Below are 18,098 nucleotides of genomic sequence, written 5' to 3' on the forward strand. Positions count from 1 at the left end.
CCATCGCCGATCGAGTTCCGGTTGCTTGACTATTTGATCGCCAATCCGGATTCGGTGCGGCCCCATCGCCAGTTCCTAAAAGCGGTTTGGGGTCCGTCGCAAGTCGAGGACAATTCCTACGCCTGCAGCTGTTTGCGGAAGGGGGAGAGGCACAGGGCCGGGCAGGGAAGGCGCGTACCCTTACGCGATCTCCTGGGTCGAGCGGCGTCCGCTCGCGGTAGCGATGAGCGTGGCGGCGAGGAGGATGACCAGTCCGCCGAAGAGCTGTTGTGCCTGCCAGCGCTCCCCGAGGAAGACCGCGCCGAGCGTGACGGTGACGAGCGGTTCGACCGTGGATAGCACCGACGCCCGGGTCGGCCCGATCTGGCGCAATCCGGCGAGGAAGGCGCCGATGGCGAAGGCCGAACCAAAGATTCCGATCGCGATTGCCGCGGACCAGCCGCGGGCGGTATCCGGCCAGTCGAAACCCGTGACGGCGGCGATACTGCCGTGCACCAGTGCGCCGGAGGCGAGCACCACGAAGGCACCGGCGAGCGGCGAGGTCTGCGCCGGCAGGCGACTGCCGGTGACGATATACAGCGCATAGACGACACCCCCCAGCAGGCCGAGGGCGATCCCGAGCGGTTGGCCGCTGTGGTCGCCGGCCAGGGTAAGGGTGAGTCCGACGGCGGCCAGGAGCAGGGCGCCGATCTCGATACGGCCGAGGCGATCGAAGCCGGCGATGGCCGAGATGACTGCGACGCAAATCGGGTTGGTGTACAGCAGCAGGGACACCAGACCGCTGCTCGCGTGTTGAAGTGCCGCGAAATAGGCAGCGGCCGCCGCCGCGTACAGGCCACCCCCGATCAGGCTGTAACCGGCAAGGGCGCGGCCGCGCGGAAGCGGAATGCGGTTGATGAAGATCCACGCCCCCAGCATTGCGGCACCCAGCGCGAAGCGCAGGAAAATCAGCGTGGTGGTGCTGACACCGTCCGCGTGGGCGAGATGGGCAAACAGTGCAATGCTGCCGAAGCCGGCGGCAGAGCTGATGACCAGAAAAAAACCGGAGAGCGGCATGATCGAATCCTGACCTGATTATGTTACACAGCCTATGCGAGTTGCCTTTCCTGCCGCAAACCGATAGTTTTGCGCTTGAGGCGCAAAATTATTGAGGCTCAGAATGAAGCTCCCTCCGCTCGCCTGTCTGCGCGCGTTCGAGGCTGCGGTGCGCACCGGCGGTTTCGCCCGCGCCGCCGACGAACTCGCGCTGACGCCCAACGCAGTGGCCCATCAGGTGAAACAGCTCGAAGAATGGCTGGATATGCGGCTTTTTGAGCGTCACGCCCGCGGGGTCGTGCCCACGCCGGCAGGCTCCGCCTATGCGGCAGCGGTGGCCGACACGTTCGAGCAACTCTCCGCTGCGACCCGGCAATTGCTGGTCCGCCGCGATGACCGGGTGGTGACGGTGACGGCCATGCCCTCACTGGTGACGCGCTGGCTCATGCCGCGCCTGCCACGGCTGGCGGTCCGCCATCCGGACATAGAGGTGCGTGTGCTGGCCTCGGTGAAACACGTGGATCTGTTTCACGGCGAGGCGGATGTGGCCATTCGCCTGGGACGGGGGCCGTATGCCGGACTGGCATCCGAAGAGCTGCTGATCGAGAATTTTGTCGCCGTCGCCAGCCCCCGCTTTCTTGAGGCTCACCCGAATCTCGCCACGCCGGCTGACCTCTTCCGCCTCCCGCTGCTCCATGACGAGGTGATCGACGCGCTCCCCGACGAGGTGGACTGGCGCAAGTGGTTCGAGGCGGTGGGCGTGAAGCCGCCGCGCCGCCTCGCGGGGCACCTCTTCTCGCATACCTATCTCACCCTGGAAGCGGCAATCGCCGGGCAGGGTGTGGCGCTGGCGGGCGAACACATATTGGGCGACGCGATCACGGGCGGACGCCTGCGGGTGTTGTTTAACGGCCTGTCGGTGAAGGGGCCTTACCAGTATCACTTGCTGCGCCTGCCTGGTGCCGAAGTGCGGCCGGCGGTGGCGGCAGTGTGCGACTGGGTGCGGGAAGAGGCGCGGGCCGGGTAAAAGGCCTGCCGAACACCGAGGTCAGGAGCAGCGGTCGTGATGGAGCGGTAAACGTGACGGCAGACTTGACCCTGGCTTCAGGGTAATGCGTCGTTGAAGCATGGATTCGCAGGGCGGCTTCGTCCGACAGGCCTTCGCTCGCAACAAAAAGGGCGCCGACCTTGCGGTGGCGCCCTTGGTTCGTTCCGGCAGAAACGGGGTTCAGGAGCGCACGGGCTGCGCGGCCACGCGCTTGTCGGCGTTGCAGCTCATGCGCGGGCCGGACGATTCGACTCGGGCGGAAGGTTGAGGCTCGGGCTGCGGGGAGGCCGCGGCCTCGCGGCGGCCCACTCCGAGCCAGCAGGCCAGGGCGGGCAGCAGGAAGATCGCGCCGAGCACGTTCACCAGGAACATGAAGGCGAGCAGCACGCCCATGTCGGCCTGGAACTTCAGCGCCGAGAAGGCCCAGGTGCCGACGCCGATCGACATCGTCACGGCCGTGAAGACCGCGGCGGTGCCGCGCTGGCGCATCGCCTCGTAGAAGGCCTCGCGCAGGCTGTAGCCGTGGTCGGCCAGTTCGTGCTGCATGCGCTCGTAGATATAGATGCCGTAATCGACTCCGACGCCCACGCCCAGCGCGATCACGGGGAGGGTCGCGACCTTGAGGCCGATGCCGAGCAAGGCCATCAGCGCGTTGCACATGATCGTCACGAGCGTCAGCGGCACGACCACGCACAGCACGGCGCGCCACGAGCGGAAGGTGAGCCAGCACAGGAAGGAGATCGACGCGAAGATCGACGCCAGCATCTGCACCTCGGCGCGCTCGACGGCCTCATTGGTCGCCACCGCGACGCCGGCGTTGCCACCCGCCAGGCGGAAGGTCACGTTCGGGGTCTTGTCCTCGACGATGAACTTGCGCACTTCATCGACGACGTGCTTGAGCGTCGGGCCTTGGTGGTCGTTGAGGTAGACGGCGAGGTGGATGGTCTTGCAGCCGGCCGAGTTGAAGCCCAGCTCCGGGTTCGCGGCGCGGCTGCCGGTGCGCAGGGCGGCTTCGGTGCGCTGCAGGGCCGCCCAGCGCGGGTTGGCCTCGTTGTTGCCGGCGGCGAAGAGCTTGGCGAGGCCGGCCACCGTGCTGACCGACTGGACGCCATCGACGCCGCGCATGCGGAAATCGAAGCGCTCGACGGCGTTCATGACTTCCCAGTTGAGGCAGGCCTCGGTCAGGTTCTCGGTCTCGACATAGACGGACAGCACGTCCATGCCTATCGAGTAGCTGCTGATGATCTTCGCGTTGTCCTTGTTGTAGCGGGAGTCGGCGCGCAATTCGGGTACGCCGCTGCCGATGTCGCCGGTCTGCAAGTGGCGAGAGAAATAGGTGGCCGTCCCGAGCAGCACGAGCATCACACCGAAGGTCGCGAGCGCCGGGCGCGGCTCCGACAGCGCCGACAGCTTCCACCATGCCGGGTGCTTGTCCTTGTTGTCGACGGGCTGATGCAGCGCCATGCGTTCGAGGTGCAGGTGCGACAGGATGATGGGCATGAACATCTTGTTGGTCATGATCATCAGCGCGACGCCGAGGCAGGCGGTGAGGCCCAGCTCATGCACGATGGGGATATCGATCACCATGATCACGAGGAAGCCCAGTGCGTTGGCGAGCAGGGCCATGATGCCGGGCACCGCGAGCTTGCGGAAGGCGCCCTCGGCGGCCTCCATCGCCGTCTCGCCGGCGAGCACGTCCTGCTTCCAGGCATTGGTCATCTGCACCGCGTGGGAGACGCCGATCGAGAAGATCAGGAAGGGAACCAGCACCGACATCGGGTCGATGCCGTAGCCGATCAGCGGTAGCAGACCCAGCAGCCAGACGACGGGCAGTAGCGCGACCGCGATGGCGAGCACGGTCAGCTTGAGCGAGCGCGAGTACATCCACAGCAGTAGCGAGGTGATCACGAAGGCAATCGCGAAGAAGGTCACGACGGTGCCGAGACCTTCCATGACGTCGCCCATCACCTTGGCGAAGCCGACGATCTGGATGTCGACCTTGTCGCTGCCGAACTGGGTGCGGATGGTCTCGAGTTTGCGGGCGACCTCGGCGTAGTCGAGTTTTGCGCCCGTGTCGGGGTTGACCTCCAGCAGGTCGGCCTGCACGAGAGCGGATTTCAGGTCGTTCGCGACGAGGCGGCCGACTTGTCCGGATTTGGCGACGTTGGCGCGGACCTGGCTGAGGCCCTGCTCGTCGGTCTCGAAGCGTGCCGGGATGACGACGTCGCCCGTGAAACCTTCTTCCGTGACCTCGACGTAGCGCACGTTCGGCGTGAAGATCGAGCGCACGCTGGCACGATTCACGCCCGGGGTGAAGAAGACTTCGTCGGTGACCTTGCGCAGGGTCGGCAGGAACTCCGCATTGTAAATGTCGCCTTCGCCCTTCCACTGCACGTTCACGAGGATGCGGTTGGCCCCTGAGAAAGTGGTCGAATGTTGGAGGAAGGCCGCCATGTACTCGTGCTTGAGGGGGATCAGCTTGTTGAAGCCGGGATCCAGCCGGGTGCTCAGGGCCGAATAGCCGAGGCCGAGCGTTACGAGCAGAAAGAAGGCTCCCAGCGGCTTGCGCCAGCGAATGAGCATGCGGGCAAGCACTGCGACCAGTGCGTCGGTTCTGGACAGGGCGTGGGGGGTGTTCATCAGGCGACTCCGTGATTCTGGCGTGTGGCTGGGTAGCGATCTGAAGCGCGCTGCTGCGCAAAGACGTCCGGCGGTCTCACTGGACGGGTCCGGCGTAGGCGCCCGCGCCGACGAGGTACTTGCCGACGCGCACGATGTAGCTGTGCTTGTTTTCCACTTTCAGGTTGGCGGGGTTGCGCCAGGCATAGTGCACCTCACCCTCGCCCTTGCTCCTGGCCAACGCGATCATCTCGCGGATGAAGTACTTGCCCTTGGCGTCGACGAGTTCGCCCGCCTTGCGACCCACCTGACGCGGACTGCCGCCGTGCGCGTAGACCAGTTCGTCCTCCAGGCCCACCACGAACACGTACAGGTCGTCCTGGACGAAACCGCCGTTCAGGCTGTTGAAGCGCTCGAAGGCGTGGTCGCCGTGCACCTTCAGCTCGTGCACCGCGCGCCAGAGCATGGACTTGGCGAGCTCGATCGACGCGTTCGGGGCGTAGTAGCCGACGACCAGGATGCGGTCGCCGACGGTGCGATAGGTCGCGATCTTGGGTTCGGCACGGTTGCGCACAGGGTTGTACCAGCGGTACTCGACGGTTCCGGTCCTGGCGGTCTTGGCGCCGCCCAGCATCTCGCGGAAGAAGAAACGGCCGTCCGAATCCGTCATGTCGCGCACGTTGCGCCCGATCAGCGCGCTCGACGAGCCGCCGCTGGCGATCAGCTTGCCGTCCGTATCCAGGACGTAGACGTAGAGGTCGCCGTCCTGGAATGCACCCGCCTGGCTGAAGGTCGCCAGCGCCTGTTCGCCCTTGTCGCGCAGATGCTGCTCGGCGCGATCGAGCAGCGCCTGGGTGCGCGCGATGGCCGTTCGTTCCTGCTCGCCGCGCGGTGCGGCATTTTCCGCATGGAGCGACATGGTGTTAACTGCAATGCCCAGCACTGCGGCGAGTATGAGGGTTCTCAGCGGAGCCATGTCGCGACGTCCTCCCAAAGAAGATTGCGGCGAGGCTCATTGTAGGGCGGTCCGCGAGAGCTTTCTTAGTCCGGCCGGACGATGTCCGACAGTGGACCGAAACCCGATACTCGGCCAAAGGGCGATTTTGGGCGTCGCCTCCATTCGAGGAGATTTGCATGACTGTAACCGTCGTTACCGGCTCGGCATCAGGGATCGGAGCCGCTGTCGCCAGGCAACTGCAGCAGGCGGGGCACCGCGTGATCGGCATTGATCGGCGCGATGCGGACATCGTGGCCGATCTCTCCACCGCCGAGGGGCGGCAGGCGGCGGTTGCTGCTGCAATCGAGGCCTGCGACGGTGTGCTCGATGGTCTGGTGTGCTGTGCCGGCCTGGGGCCGACCGCGAGCTCCTGCGGGCTGATCGTCTCGGTCAATTATTTCGGCATGAGCGAGCTGGTCGATGGCCTGGCCGATGCCCTCGCGCATGGTAGTAAGCCGGCTGTGCTGCTGATCGGCTCGGTGGCTTCGGCGCACCCCGGCATCGAGAAGCTCCCGATGGTCGAGCTGATGCTCGCGCGCGACGAGGCGGCGGCGAAGGCGCAGGCCGACGCGATGGGCAATCCGCAGGCCGCGTATGCCGGTTCGAAGTATGCGATCACCGTGTTTGCGCGCCGCAAGGCGGTCGAGTGGGGCCGCCGCGGCATTCGGTTGAATGTGGTTGCGCCCGGCGCCGTCGAGACGCCGCTGCTGCAGGCTTCGCTGTCGGATCCGCGCTATGGCGAGGCCATCCGCAATTTCGTCTCGCCGCTGGGCCGCAACGGCAGCCCCGACGAGATCGCCAGAGTCGTTGGCTTCATGCAGTCGGAGCAGGCCAGTTTCGTGCACGGCACGGTGGTCTTCGTCGACGGTGGTATGGATGCGCTTACCCGTCCGGAGCGCTTCTGAACGCCGCCCCGGGCGATGGCGACGCAGCGGCGCAAGCGGCGGAAAGCGTGAAGTCCGAAGTGCATACCGCTCTGCCCCAGCGGGAGGGGGGCGATGCGCCGGGAAGCGGGCCGGAGGCCCGCCGCCGGCAGATCCTTGATGCGGCGGAGGAATGTTTCCGCGACAAGGGGTTCCACGGCGCGAGCATCGCGGACATCTCCGCGGTGGCGGGCGTCAGCGCCGGTCACATCTACTACTACTTCAAGAATAAAGAAGAGATCATCACCGCGATCGCGGAGGCGGAACTCGACGCCCTGCTCGGAATACACGACGCGGTGCGCGTCGAACACAACGTCGTGGACGCGATCGTCGCGCGATCGGGCGACATCGCGCTCCAGTACGCCGATCCGGAGAACTCGCGGTTGCGTCTGGAAATTCTCGCGGAGAGCGCACGCAATCCCTGCATTTCCGCGCGCGTGCATGCGCTCGACCGACGTGCGCGCGAAAGCGCTTACCAGAGTCTACGTCTGGTCAACACCGGGTTGGCGGGCGCGGCCCTGGAGGCGCGGATGGCCGCGCAGTATGAACTGATCAGCGCGATCCTTTTCGGAATCACCGCCCGCGCCGTGCGGGGCATCGAGGTAGATCACGCACTCCTGAAGCGGGGAGTGATGGACGCGGTCCGTCACGTGCTCGAGCACAACTGACCTCGGGCCGTGCGCTCGATCATCTCGCCGAAGCGCGACATGTGCGTGCCCTTGAAGTGCTGCGGCAGATCCACCTGCATGTCGAAGACCGCTACGGAGCCCTGCGAGTGGCCGCTGCGGTCGCGCACCCGCCACGCGTCGTGTGCGGACTGGACGTCGGGGATGTCGTTGAGTTTCATCGCGTCGTTCGGGTGAGGGCTCGATCGCATCGTCCGCTGCCGCGCCGATCACATCATCGTCCATTCAGACGGTGGAGCCGGTACCCCGTATGGATGGTTCGCCGTCATCACGCGCATTAGTCTCAACGGACGATGTTCCGCTCCCCCCTCCGGGTAAATGATTGGTCCCGTCAAGAGTGCCGGCGCTTCTCGTTGCCGGCCCTCCTACCCTCCCATGTGACATTGCTGCGCGTGAGGGGCGAGAGAGCAGAAATAACGGAGACAAATGCATGGATAACGGCATCGCGGCCCGCAACGCATCGCAGCCTTCGGTGGACATCGTCTCGCGGGATGAGACGCAGGCAAAGCTTGATCGGCGCGCCCAGAGCAGTGCGCTGATAAAGCCACGCGATCTGTATACGATCGCCGACCGCGTCGAGGCGCAGGCCGCGGTTCAGGGGCGACGGACCTTCCTCATTTACGGCGATACCCGCTACAGCTATGCCGAGGTCGATGCACGCGCCAACCAGTTTGCGCACGCTATGCGTGCACGCGGTTTGGGACCGGGAGACGTCTGCGCGATGGCGATCGAGAATCGCCCCGAGTTCTTCTTCGCGTGGTTCGGCCTGGCGAAGCTCGGCGCCGTTGCCGCCTTCATCAACACGCAGGTAAGCGGGCGCCCGCTCTTCCATGCCATCGAGACGACCGGCGCGAAGGCGGTGCTGATCGGTGAGGAGTGTCTGCCGAATTTCGCCGCTACGGAGAGCCTCCCGGCAGCGATGCAGTGGCTGCTGCCCGATGCGGAAAAGCCGGCACCCGCGAGCATGCGTCGGGCTGGCGACACTGATTTCGAGGAGGAGGTCGAGCGCGCGTCGCGCGACTCCTTTCCGCGCGAACCGCGTGCGCCGATCACTGCGGAGACGCCGGCCCTGTTGATTTTCACGTCCGGCACCACCGGGCTGCCGAAGGCCGCGCGCTACAGCCACATGCGCTGGATGTCGTCGGGTGACGTCATGGTCGACACCGTCGACGCCGGCCCGAATGACGTCTTCTACTGCTTCCTGCCGCTCTACCACGGTGCCGCGGCAACCTCGGTGACGTCCACCGCGTTGAAGGCGGGTGCGAGCATCGTCGTGCGCCGGAAGTTCAGCACCCGCGAGTTCTGGAGCGACGTGCGCCGCTATGGCGTTACCGTGTGCCAGTACATCGGCGAGATCTGCCGCTATCTGCTCAACCTGCCTTCCACAGAGCGCGACTGCGAGCACAGCCTGCGCTGCATGATGGGGGCGGGCCTGACGCCCGAATCCTGGCAGCGCTGGGTCGAGCGCTTCGGGCCGATCCAGATCTTCGAGGGCTGGGGATCGACGGAGGCGAACGCCAACCTCATCAACGTCGACAACCGCATCGGCTCCTGCGGTCGGGTGCCGTACTGGGAGAAAACGAACTTCCGTCTCGTGCGCTACGACCTCGAAAGCAGCGAACACGTGCGCGATGCGCGCGGCTTCTACCTGTTGTGCCAGCCCGGCGAGGTCGGGGAGGGCATCGGCTACATCGTCGACCATCCCGAAATCGGGGGCGGGCGCTTCGAAGGCTATACCTCGGCGGATGCCACGGAAAGGAAGGTACTGCGCAACGTCTTCGTCGAGGGCGACGCGTACTGGAGTTCGGGCGATCTGCTGCGCTACGACGACGACGGCTATTTCTACTTCGTCGACCGCATCGGCGACACCTTCCGCTGGAAAAGCGAAAACGTGTCGACCATGGAAGTGGCCGACGCGCTGTCGGACTATCCCGGGGCCGAGCTCATCAACATCTACGGCGTGAAGGTGCCTGAACACGAGGGTCGCGCGGGGATGGCGGCGGTCGTGATGCAGGAAGGGCATCGCTTCGACCCCGACGCCTTCTATGCGCTGACCGAGGCGCGCCTGCCCCGTTATGCGGCCCCGCTCTTCGTACGTGTGTCGCGGGCGGCCGACCTTACGACGACCTTCAAGCTGCGCAAGGTTGACCTGCAGCGGCAGGGCTACGACCCCACGGCATTCGACGATCCGCTCTACATCCGCAGCGACGCCGAATGCACGTATCTGCCGTATTCCCCCGACGCTTTGGCGGAAGCCGGACTGCCCGAATTCCGGGACGCAAGCGCCCCGGCGACATAGTCCGTTTGGACGATGTGCGCCGCCTCCGGCGGGCGCACTTTGTGTCATGCATCGGACCGGCGCCGGTTCCCGATAACGGGACCGGCGGATCGGGATCGGTCAGTAAAGAGGCCCGTCAGAGGCCCGACTGGAGAGAGACAATGACTATCAAGCTGCTCGTGCTCGGCGCCTTGTGCGCCTTCCTCGGTTCCCAGTGGTTCAAGGGGAGCGTCTCCGAAGGCAGCGTTGCGTCCTGCGCAGCGTCCGTTCACAACTGCCACGGAACCGTCCTGGGACGGGCTTCGCCAGACCAGTTTTTCGCCGCACTGACGATGCGCTAGCCGCGCCTGCCTGCCTCCGCGCCGGCCGTCCAAGGGCCGGCGCGCAGACGGCGCCTCAGTTCGTCCGGATACCCAGCGTACCGCCCTTCTGCCGCGGCGGGCATTCCTTGAGCGAGCGCATGTGCGCGCCGATCAGGTCATAGACCTGCCCGCCCCACGCTACGCCCATGCGCATCGACAGCTCGTCGGCCTTGTGGCCGTCGTGACGCTCGAAGGGGTCCATGCGCAGGTTGAAGGTCAGCGCGCTCGGCTGCAGGTGGTCGAAGAAGCCCTCGCGGGTTTTCAGGTGCGATTTCCACGGGCCGATCCGCACGGCCGTCAGCTCGCTTTCGTTGTAGTAGATCACCGAGTTCCGCGCGGAGGGCCCCTTGCCCTGCCAGTGCGCGAGGTTGTCGACGCCGTCTATGCAGACATGGTCGCTGTTGCGCAGGCGTTCGGCGACGTTCCGCTGTCCGGCCGCCGCCGCGAGGGTCGTGAACAGATCCTCGTGCGTCTGGATGCCGTTCGATACGGATCCGGCGGGGATCGCCGCCGGCCAGCGCACGAGCATCGGCACGCGTACGCCGCCCTCCCAGGTTGTCGCCTTTTGGCCACGGAAGGGCGTCGTGCCGCCGTCCGGCCACCATGAGGTCATCGCACCGTTGTCGGACGTGTAGATCACGATGGTGTTGTCGGCGATCTTCAGCTTGTCGAGCAGTGCGAGCAGCTGGCCGACGTGGCCGTCGTGCTCCATCAGGCCGCTACCGAAGATGTCGAACTCGGAGGAGATGTCCTTGGCGAGCCCCTTCGAGGCTTCCTTGAGATGGGTGTAGATATGCATCCGCGCCGGGTTGAACCACGCGAAGAAGGGCTGGCCCGCGTCGACGGAGTTGCGGATGAAGCGCTCGGTGCGCTCGATGAACTCCTCGTCCACCGTCTCCATGCGCTTCATCGTGAGGGGGCCGGTATCCTTGCAGCGCTGTTTGCCCCAGGGGCCGAAGCGCGCGTCCTTGTCGCCCTCGTCGCGGTCGGCGGCCACGCAGTCGAGGACGCCGCGCGGGCGGTAGCGCTGGTTGAAGCCCGGGTCCTTGGACCACATCGCCAGCTCCGGCTCCGATTCGGTGTTCAGGTGGTACAGGTTGCCGAAGAATTCGTCGAAGCCATGCACCGTCGGCAGGTGCTCGTTGCGGTCGCCGAGGTGGTTCTTGCCGAACTGGCCGGTCCGGTAGCCTGCGGCCTTCAGGACCTCGGCCAGCGTCGGGTCGCGCGCGTCGAGTCCCACCGGCGAGCCGGGCAGGCCGACGGTGGTGAGGCCGGTGCGGATCGGCAACTGGCCGGTGATGAAGGCGGCGCGGCCGGCCGTGGAACTCGGGTGCGCGTAGTGGTCGGTGAACAGGATCCCCTCGCGGCCGATGCGGTCGATGTTGGGCGTGGGTACCATCATGCCGTGCGTATACAGGCCGATGTTGGCGTAGCCGACGTCGTCGCTCATGATCACGAGGATGTTGGGCGGCTTGTTCGGGGCCTGTGCCTCGGCCTGGGCGGGCAGGGCGCCCGCGAGCGCCGCCGCGATCAATGTCGCGAGCAGGTGGCGGTGTGGCGTGCGCGTTCGCCCTGCTGCTCGTGTGGGACGCAAGTTCATCATCGGGTGTCTCCTCTAGGGGTGGTGCTCGGCGCATGTACGCCGAGCCGGCGCCGGATCTCCGGCATGTCCCGGGCGACCTGCGCGTAGAAGGCCTGCAGCCCCTCGCACAGGTAGTTGAGGCCGTGCTCGCCGTCCGGCGTGCGCAGCAGGCGGTTCTTGGGGCACTCGCCCCAGCACAGATTCAGCTGCGGGCAGCGCCGGCACCAGCCCGGCAGGCTGTCGTGCTTGGCGAGGCCGAATTCGGTCTGCTTGCGCGAGAAGGCGAGGTCGCCCTGATGGAATTCGCGGATGTTGCCGAGGCGGAATTCCGGATAGACGAAGTGATCGCAGGCGTAGAGCTCGCCGTCGTGCTCGAGGGCCATGGCCTTGCCGCACACGGGCGCGCTGGTGCACATCTGCGCCGGCAGCCCGAGCGACTGCGCGACCGCGGTCTCGAAGACGTTGATGTGCACGCGGCCGAAGTCGTTCGCCAGCCACTCGCGCCACAGCGTGCACAGGAAATCGCCGTAGTCGCGCGCATCGACCGACCATTCAGTGACGATCGACAGCGGGTGGTCGGGACGGCTGCGCGGCGCGCCCAGCGGCACGCGGTCGGCGGTGCTGCTCAAGGCCGGGGCGCGGGCCTTGAACTCCCGCGTCTCGACGCAGGGCGTGAACTGGATGCGGTAGGTGCCGGGAATGGCGCGCAGGCCGCGATAGACTTCGAGCGGGGCGCGCGCGACGTCGCGATTGACGGCGCACAGCAGCGCGAAGGGCACACCGGCGGCCGCGAGGCGCTGGGCGGCGGCGACGACGCGATCGAAAGTCGGCTCGCCGCCCTTGGTCGGCCGGTAGCGGTCGTGCAGCGCGCGCGTGCCGTCCAGGCTCAGGCCGACGACGAAGCCGTGCGCCTTCAGGAAGGCGACCCATTTGTCGTCGAGCAGCAGGCCGTTGGTTTGCAGGTCGTTCTCGATGCGTTGGCCGGGCTTGCGGTAACGCGCCTGCAATTCGACCACGCGGCGGAAGAAGTCCAGCCCCATCACGGTCGGTTCGCCGCCCTGCCACGAAAAGACCACCTCGTCCCCGGTCTGCGCCTCGATGTACTGCCGGATGTGGGTTTCGAGCAGCGCGTCGTCCATGCGCGCATTGCGCGGGTGTTCGAGCAGCTCGCTCTTGTGCAGGTAGAAGCAGTAGGGGCAGTCCAGATTGCACAGGGCGCCGGCCGGCTTCGCCATCACATGGAAGCGGTAATGCCGCCCGGGGGGCAGCGGCGGGAGCTGGCAGCGCGGGACGGCCTCGGCGTTCATGCCGGCAATCCGAGCTGGGGCCACGCGCCCGACACGTAGGTCTGGCAGTTGCCCCAGCCGACGGCGTCGGTAGCGCTGTCCCTGACCTCGATCATGCAGTCGCGGAACTGGTTCAGCACCGCGACGACCTCGGGCCGCGAGCAGTCGGCGAAATACTCGCCTGCGACGTGCAGCGGCCCGCGATATTCGCCGTGGTACTGGCCGTCGAGCCGGTGGTAGAGCCCGCCGCCGAGGTGGAAGCCCGTGTCGCCGAGCGGGCGCGCCGTGAGTTCGCGCGTGCTGCCGTCGGGCATCGTGAGGCGGAAGCTGCCGCCCAGCAGCCGGCGGTTGGCCGGTGCGAAGCGCAGCGCCGGCTCGATCGCCGCGACCGGCACTCGGCGGCCGTCGGCGTATTCGAAGTGGCCCTGCACGCGCTTCTGCTCGAAGCCGGGCGCCGCGTAGTGCAGGTAGTACTGGTGGAAGGCGTAGGTGCTGCCGTCCGGACGGACGAAATGCAGCGGGTTCCACACGGCGAGCACACGGATGTGTTCGGAATCCACGATCTCGGGGGCGATGTCGGTCACCGGACGGCCCACGCCCGGCCGGATGCCCCACGAATGGTCCCGCGTCATGATCCAGGTGTCCGGCGTGACGTCGGTGCGGCGGCCCGCGACCTCGACCCAGCCGCGCGCGTGCCCGGTCTGGTGATAGCGGATCTGGTCGGCGGTGCGCCGGTAGCCGGTGAGCCCGCGGCGGTCCTCGCGTTCCTCGACGAAGCACGGGACGATGCCTTCGAGTTCGAGCTCGAAGGCGATCGGCTGCGCTTCAGTGGGGTCGAGGCGCACGCGCACGCGCTCCAACGGTTCGATGACCTCGTAGTGCAGCGGCCCCACGTCCACGTCGTCCGGGGCCCGCGAGAGTTCGCGGCTCGCCTGCACCGCCCATTGCTCGACCCCGCGCGAGACGCCGCCGTAGCCGTCGACGACGTTGCGGTTAACATACTTGCCAAAGCCGAACCCGATCTGCAGCGAACCGTCGCGCGCCGCCGCCATGCCGCAGACCTTTTCGGTCCATGCGAGGTCGGTCTGGCTCACGCTCGCGAAGGTCTCGACGATCTGGTGGTTGAAGCCCTCGTCCGCCGCGAGCAGCGGTCCCAGCGTGCCTCCGTTCATCGCAGGTCTCCCGTTTGTTAAAGTTCATCGTTGGGGGCGTCAGGGTCGGCCAAGCCGTCCGCCGAGTTGAAGAAAAGTATAGGGAGCCGTCGGGGAGGCCCGGAATTCGCATTGGCGGAGGCCGCATTCGGGTTGCAAGTGACGGATTCGATTAAGAAAAACGGGGAGCCTCGGGCGAGGTTCCCGGAGGCCTCGCATTCTCATGACCACCAGGAAGACTCCGCGCGACACGGCCCTCGGCAAGGGGCGCCTGCCGGCACCGCGCAAACTGCCGACACAGTCGCGTTCGCGTTCGCTGGTGGCGGCGCTGATCGAAGCCTGTCTGCAGATCCTTGAGGAGGAGGGCGCCGAGGCGCTGACGGTCAATCGTCTGGCGGACGTCTCGGGCGTGGCCGTCGGGTCGATCTACCAGTACTTCCCCAACAAGGAGGCGATCGTCAGCCTCGCCTTCGACCACATCCTGCACGAGGAGGCGACCGTCCATGTGCCGGCGCTGAGGGAGCGCATCGTCGGGCTGTCGCTGGAGGGAGCCTTGCGCGAAATCCTCGCCAACATGGTCCGGCAGGAATTGCGCCTCCACCGACTCAACCGCGAATTCCACCTCAAGTATCACCCTGACCTGCAGGTCGGCCTGCGCCTCGGACCGTATGAAAACACGCGCCAGTACGTGGAAGAGGCGTGGGGGGCCTTCGTGAAGCTCTATGTTCCGACGCTGGACGCGGAGCGGGCGGACATGGCGGCCTACATGATCGCGATGGCTATGCGGGCGGCGATTCGCGTCGCGCTGGAGGATGCGCCCGAGCGCGTCGGACGGCCCATGTTCCTCGACTGCCTGCTCGGCATGGCGCTGGGTGCGCTCGGCTTCACGTCGCCCCCGTGATCCTGACGAAAAACGCGAAACGCCTGCGCGGCAATCCCGATCGCATCGATAAACAGGTGTAGAAACAAGCATGTGCGCGCAACCCGGCGGAGCCGGGAATGCGAATCACGGTATCGTCGGCGCCTCTCTATACTTTTCGCATCCGGCCCGCTACTGAAGGGCCTCGTGTGAAGAGATGAGGAGATCCGACGCATGGAAACAAGCCCGGAGGCGATTGCTGCTGCGCTGGCCGGCTGGCTGAGGCAAGGCTGGCCCGACAAGCCCGCCCTGGCGGTGAAGGACGTCCGTCCCCCGATCCAGGGATTCTCAAACGAAACCTGGCTGCTCGATCTGGAGTGGGGCGCGGACGATGCGCGCGAGCGCCTGCCCGCCGTGCTGCGCCTGCAGCCGGCCGAGGTCGCGCTGTTTCCGACCTACGATCTGTCGTTCCAGTACCGCTGCATGGAGCGGCTCGCAGGTAGTGGCATCCCGGTGCCGCGCCTGTTCGGCTACGCCGAAGGGAGCGAGGTCGGCAATCCCTTCGGCCGCTCCTTCTACGTGATGGAGCGCATGCCAGGACGGGCGCCCGGCGAGAACCCGCCCTACCATCTGGCGGGCTGGCTGCACGATCTCCCGCCCGCTCGTCGGCGCGCCGTGTGGCTGAACGGCGTCGAGATGATGGCGCGGGTGAACCGGCTCGACTGGACGGCGTTGGGCCTTGGCTTCCTCGACCAGCCCTCCGCGGGCGAATCGCCCCTCGATCGCCAGCTGCGCGATTCGCGCGCCTTCCTCGCCTGGGCGGAGTCCCTGGCCGAACCCTATCCGCTGCTGCGCGCGGCACTGGATTGGCTGGAGACCCACCGTCCACAGGGCAGCCCCGTGGCGCTGTGCTGGGGCGATCCGAAGCTCGGCAACTGCCTGTTCGACCCCGAGGACGACCGCTGCAGCGGGCTGCTCGACTGGGAGTCCGCGCATCTAGGGAATCCGGTCGATGATCTCGCGTGGTGGATCGTGCTCGACCGTTCCCTGTGCGACGGGTACGGCTTCCCGCGCCTGGAAGGCTTGCCCGGGCGCGACGAGACCATCGCGCACTGGGAGCGCTGCAGCGGCCAGACGGCGCACGATCTGCCCTACTACGAGGTGTTCTGCGCCTTCAAGTTCGCGCTGATCATGGCGCGCATCGGCTGCCTGTTCATGGCCCGCGGCCTCGTTCCAGCCGGGCAGCGCATGGACCTCGACAACGGCGGCAGCGCGACGCTGCGCCTGATCGCGGCCGAACAACGCCTGCCGTTCGCCGAAAGAGGCCGGGGATGCTGAGCGCTGGGGACGACTTCCCGATCCACCAGCGCGCGGAACCGGTGGCGTTCGCCGGATGCGACAGGAATTTCTACGACCGCTACTACTTCCAGGGCTACAGCCGTGACGCCACGGTCTTCTTCGGCGCCGCGCTCGGCGTCTATCCGCATCTGAACCTCATCGACGCCGCCTTCTTCGTCCAGCGCGACGGCGTGCAGCATCGCGTGTTCGCGTCGCGCCACCTCGACGGCGAGCGCATGGATACGCGCGTGGGGCCGATCGTGATCGAGGTCGTCGAACCCTTGCAGAAGCTGCGCGTGAAGGTCTCCGACCCTGCCCACGATTGCTTCGCGCAACTCGAGTTCACGGGACGCGCCGCGCCCGTCGAGGAACCGCGCTTCACCTATCGGGCGGGCACGATGACGGTGCTGGACCTCACCCGCATGACGCAGGGCGGGCTGTGGTCGGGCGAGGTCGCCCTTGCGGGCGAGCCGTTCGTCATCGACGGCTGGCTGGGCGCCCGCGACCGCTCCTGGGGCATTCGCCCGCTCGGTGCCCGCGATCCGCGCCCGCATGCGGCCGCCGGGGAGCCTCAGTGGTATTGGCTTTGGGCGCCGCTGCACTTCGACGACTGCATGCTGTTCTTCCATACGAACGACGATGCCGCGGGCGAGGGATGGAACCGCGCCGCAGTGCTGGTGCCCGCGGACGGCGGCCCGCCGGTTCGTCTTGAAGCAGTGCGCCACGCCGCGCGCTACCGCGCGGGGTCGCGTCAGATCGGGCAGGCGAGCATCGTCGGCACGCTGCCCGAGGGCGGCGAAGTCAGCGTCGCGATCGATTGCGGCCCGGCCATCTACAAACAGGGCGAAGGCTACAACCATCCGGTGTGGGGGCACGGCATGTACCACGGCCCCTCCGCGACTGCGTTCGAGCGCGTCGACACCGGCAGCCTTGACCCGAACGATTTCGCGCAGGTGCATCTGCAGGCGGTGTGCAGCGCGGAGCTGCGGCGGCCCGGGCGCGATCCGGAGCGCGGCCAAGGCGTGCTCGAGCAGATGATTGTCGGCGTGCATGCGCCTTCGGGTTTCCACGGCATGGCCGATGTGGCCGGGTGAACGGCGCCTGCCGCGCCCCTTCGCATTGCAGGAGTTTCACGAGATGAGCAAGGTACTGACCCGAATCGACGGTCGCGTGATGACCGTCACCATCAACCGGCCCGAGGCGATGAATGCGCTCGACCCGGAAACGCAGGCCCTGATGGCCGAGGCCTTCGAGGCCTTCGCGGCAGATGACGAGCTGTGGGTGGCCGTCGTGCGCGGCGCCGGCGGGCGAGCGTTCTCCGCCGGCGGCGACATCCGCGCGATGCGCACGGCGCTGGAGGGCGGCGCGCCGTATCGGATCCCCGACAGCGGCTATGGCGGCCTGACGAGCCGCTTCGATCTGGACAAGCCGGTCATCGCCGCCGTCGAAGGCATCGCGATGGGCGGCGGCTTCGAGGTCGCGCTCGCGTGCGACATCGTGCTCGCCTCGCGCAATGCCAGCTTTGCGCTGCCCGAGCCGCGCATCGGCGCCGTCGCCTACGCCGGGGGCATGCACCGGCTGCCGCGCCAGATCGGCATGAAGCGCGCGATGGATCTCCTGCTCACGGGGCGTGCGATCGGCGCGGATCAGGCGGAGGTCTGGGGGCTGGTCAACGAGGTGGTCGAGGAGGGCGGCATGGACGCGGCGATCGCACGCTGGTGCGAGGCCTTGTGCGCGAATGCGCCGCTCGCCTTGCGCGCGACCAAGGCCGCGGTGCGCGAAGGCATCGGGCTGCCCGTCGACGAGGCGATCCGGCGTCAGGATGCGGGCGGCTACGCGGCGATCGAGGCGATGCGCGCGAGCCGCGACGTCGTCGAAGGGATCATGGCTTTCAACGAGAAGCGCGCTCCCGTCTGGGAAGGGCGCTGAGCGCG

General features: G+C 67.0%; 16 protein-coding genes. 9 read left to right on the forward strand and 7 right to left on the reverse strand.

The genetic code is table 11. The features are described from left to right. Nucleotides 1–180: 180 nt before the first annotated feature. Nucleotides 181–1,056, reverse strand: coding sequence for a DMT family transporter (locus F464_RS0118685; RefSeq protein WP_018991371.1), 876 nt, complete (start codon nucleotides 1,054–1,056; stop codon nucleotides 181–183). A gap of 103 nt (nucleotides 1,057–1,159) precedes the next feature. Here F464_RS0118685 and F464_RS0118690 point away from each other — a divergent pair, with 103 nt between their 5' ends. After that, the gene (locus tag F464_RS0118690; protein ID WP_018991372.1) at nucleotides 1,160–2,062 is read left to right on the forward strand and encodes a LysR substrate-binding domain-containing protein; all 903 of its coding nucleotides are present in this window, start codon (nucleotides 1,160–1,162) and stop codon (nucleotides 2,060–2,062) included. A 201-nt stretch (nucleotides 2,063–2,263) separates the two neighbouring features. On the opposite strand, the gene F464_RS0118695 is transcribed toward F464_RS0118690, so the two are convergent. Further along, nucleotides 2,264–4,723, reverse strand: coding sequence for an efflux RND transporter permease subunit (locus tag F464_RS0118695; RefSeq protein ID WP_018991373.1), 2,460 nt, complete (start codon nucleotides 4,721–4,723; stop codon nucleotides 2,264–2,266). A 76-nt stretch (nucleotides 4,724–4,799) separates the two neighbouring features. Further along, nucleotides 4,800–5,678, reverse strand: a complete 879-nt coding sequence (locus tag F464_RS0118700; RefSeq protein WP_018991374.1) for a cache domain-containing protein — start codon at nucleotides 5,676–5,678, stop codon at nucleotides 4,800–4,802. A 158-nt stretch (nucleotides 5,679–5,836) separates the two neighbouring features. Between F464_RS0118700 and F464_RS0118705 the strand changes: the two genes are divergently transcribed. Beyond that, a complete protein-coding gene (locus tag F464_RS0118705) occupies nucleotides 5,837–6,604 on the forward strand; it encodes an SDR family oxidoreductase (protein WP_018991375.1) in 768 nt (255 codons plus the stop codon). Between the two features lie 47 nt (nucleotides 6,605–6,651). Continuing rightward, on the forward strand, nucleotides 6,652–7,290 hold the full coding sequence (locus tag F464_RS29020; protein ID WP_018991376.1) for a TetR/AcrR family transcriptional regulator: 639 nt from the start codon (nucleotides 6,652–6,654) through the stop codon (nucleotides 7,288–7,290). Here F464_RS29020 and F464_RS0118715 read toward each other — a convergent pair. Continuing rightward, on the reverse strand, nucleotides 7,269–7,469 hold the full coding sequence (locus F464_RS0118715; RefSeq protein WP_018991377.1) for a GTP cyclohydrolase, FolE2/MptA family: 201 nt from the start codon (nucleotides 7,467–7,469) through the stop codon (nucleotides 7,269–7,271). The genes F464_RS29020 and F464_RS0118715 overlap by 22 nt on opposite strands. A gap of 269 nt (nucleotides 7,470–7,738) precedes the next feature. Between F464_RS0118715 and F464_RS0118720 the strand changes: the two genes are divergently transcribed. After that, entirely contained in the window at nucleotides 7,739–9,607 is a 1,869-nt protein-coding gene (locus F464_RS0118720; RefSeq protein WP_018991378.1) for a long-chain-acyl-CoA synthetase, read from the forward strand. Between the two features lie 140 nt (nucleotides 9,608–9,747). Then, nucleotides 9,748–9,927, forward strand: coding sequence for a hypothetical protein (locus tag F464_RS0118725; RefSeq protein WP_018991379.1), 180 nt, complete (start codon nucleotides 9,748–9,750; stop codon nucleotides 9,925–9,927). Between the two features lie 55 nt (nucleotides 9,928–9,982). On the opposite strand, the gene F464_RS0118730 is transcribed toward F464_RS0118725, so the two are convergent. The 3 genes from F464_RS0118730 to F464_RS0118740 are packed head-to-tail and all read right to left on the reverse strand — an operon-like array spanning nucleotide 9,983 to nucleotide 13,988. Further along, nucleotides 9,983–11,551: an arylsulfatase gene (locus tag F464_RS0118730; RefSeq protein ID WP_084600536.1), complete on the reverse strand. Its 1,569-nt coding sequence runs from the start codon at nucleotides 11,549–11,551 to the stop codon at nucleotides 9,983–9,985. After that, nucleotides 11,548–12,837, reverse strand: a complete 1,290-nt coding sequence (locus F464_RS0118735; protein WP_018991381.1) for an anaerobic sulfatase maturase — start codon at nucleotides 12,835–12,837, stop codon at nucleotides 11,548–11,550. Before F464_RS0118735 ends, F464_RS0118730 begins: the two co-directional genes overlap by 4 nt. Beyond that, entirely contained in the window at nucleotides 12,834–13,988 is a 1,155-nt protein-coding gene (locus F464_RS0118740; protein ID WP_018991382.1) for a hypothetical protein, read from the reverse strand. The genes F464_RS0118735 and F464_RS0118740 overlap by 4 nt, the downstream gene beginning before the upstream one ends. A gap of 202 nt (nucleotides 13,989–14,190) precedes the next feature. Here F464_RS0118740 and F464_RS0118745 point away from each other — a divergent pair, with 202 nt between their 5' ends. The 4 genes from F464_RS0118745 (at nucleotide 14,191) to F464_RS0118760 (ending at nucleotide 18,093) form a co-directional block, all read left to right on the forward strand. Next, the gene (locus tag F464_RS0118745) at nucleotides 14,191–14,868 is read left to right on the forward strand and encodes a TetR/AcrR family transcriptional regulator (RefSeq protein ID WP_018991383.1); all 678 of its coding nucleotides are present in this window, start codon (nucleotides 14,191–14,193) and stop codon (nucleotides 14,866–14,868) included. 192 nt (nucleotides 14,869–15,060) lie between these two features. After that, nucleotides 15,061–16,164, forward strand: coding sequence for a phosphotransferase family protein (locus F464_RS0118750; RefSeq protein ID WP_018991384.1), 1,104 nt, complete (start codon nucleotides 15,061–15,063; stop codon nucleotides 16,162–16,164). Further along, entirely contained in the window at nucleotides 16,158–17,258 is a 1,101-nt protein-coding gene (locus F464_RS0118755) for a hypothetical protein (RefSeq protein ID WP_018991385.1), read from the forward strand. The genes F464_RS0118750 and F464_RS0118755 overlap by 7 nt, the downstream gene beginning before the upstream one ends. Before the next feature lie 43 nt (nucleotides 17,259–17,301). Beyond that, nucleotides 17,302–18,093, forward strand: coding sequence for an enoyl-CoA hydratase-related protein (locus tag F464_RS0118760; protein WP_026296139.1), 792 nt, complete (start codon nucleotides 17,302–17,304; stop codon nucleotides 18,091–18,093). Nucleotides 18,094–18,098: the final 5 nt, after the last annotated feature.

This window comes from Aromatoleum toluclasticum ATCC 700605, from assembly GCF_000378245.1.
Lineage (GTDB): Bacteria > Pseudomonadota > Gammaproteobacteria > Burkholderiales > Rhodocyclaceae > Aromatoleum > Aromatoleum toluclasticum.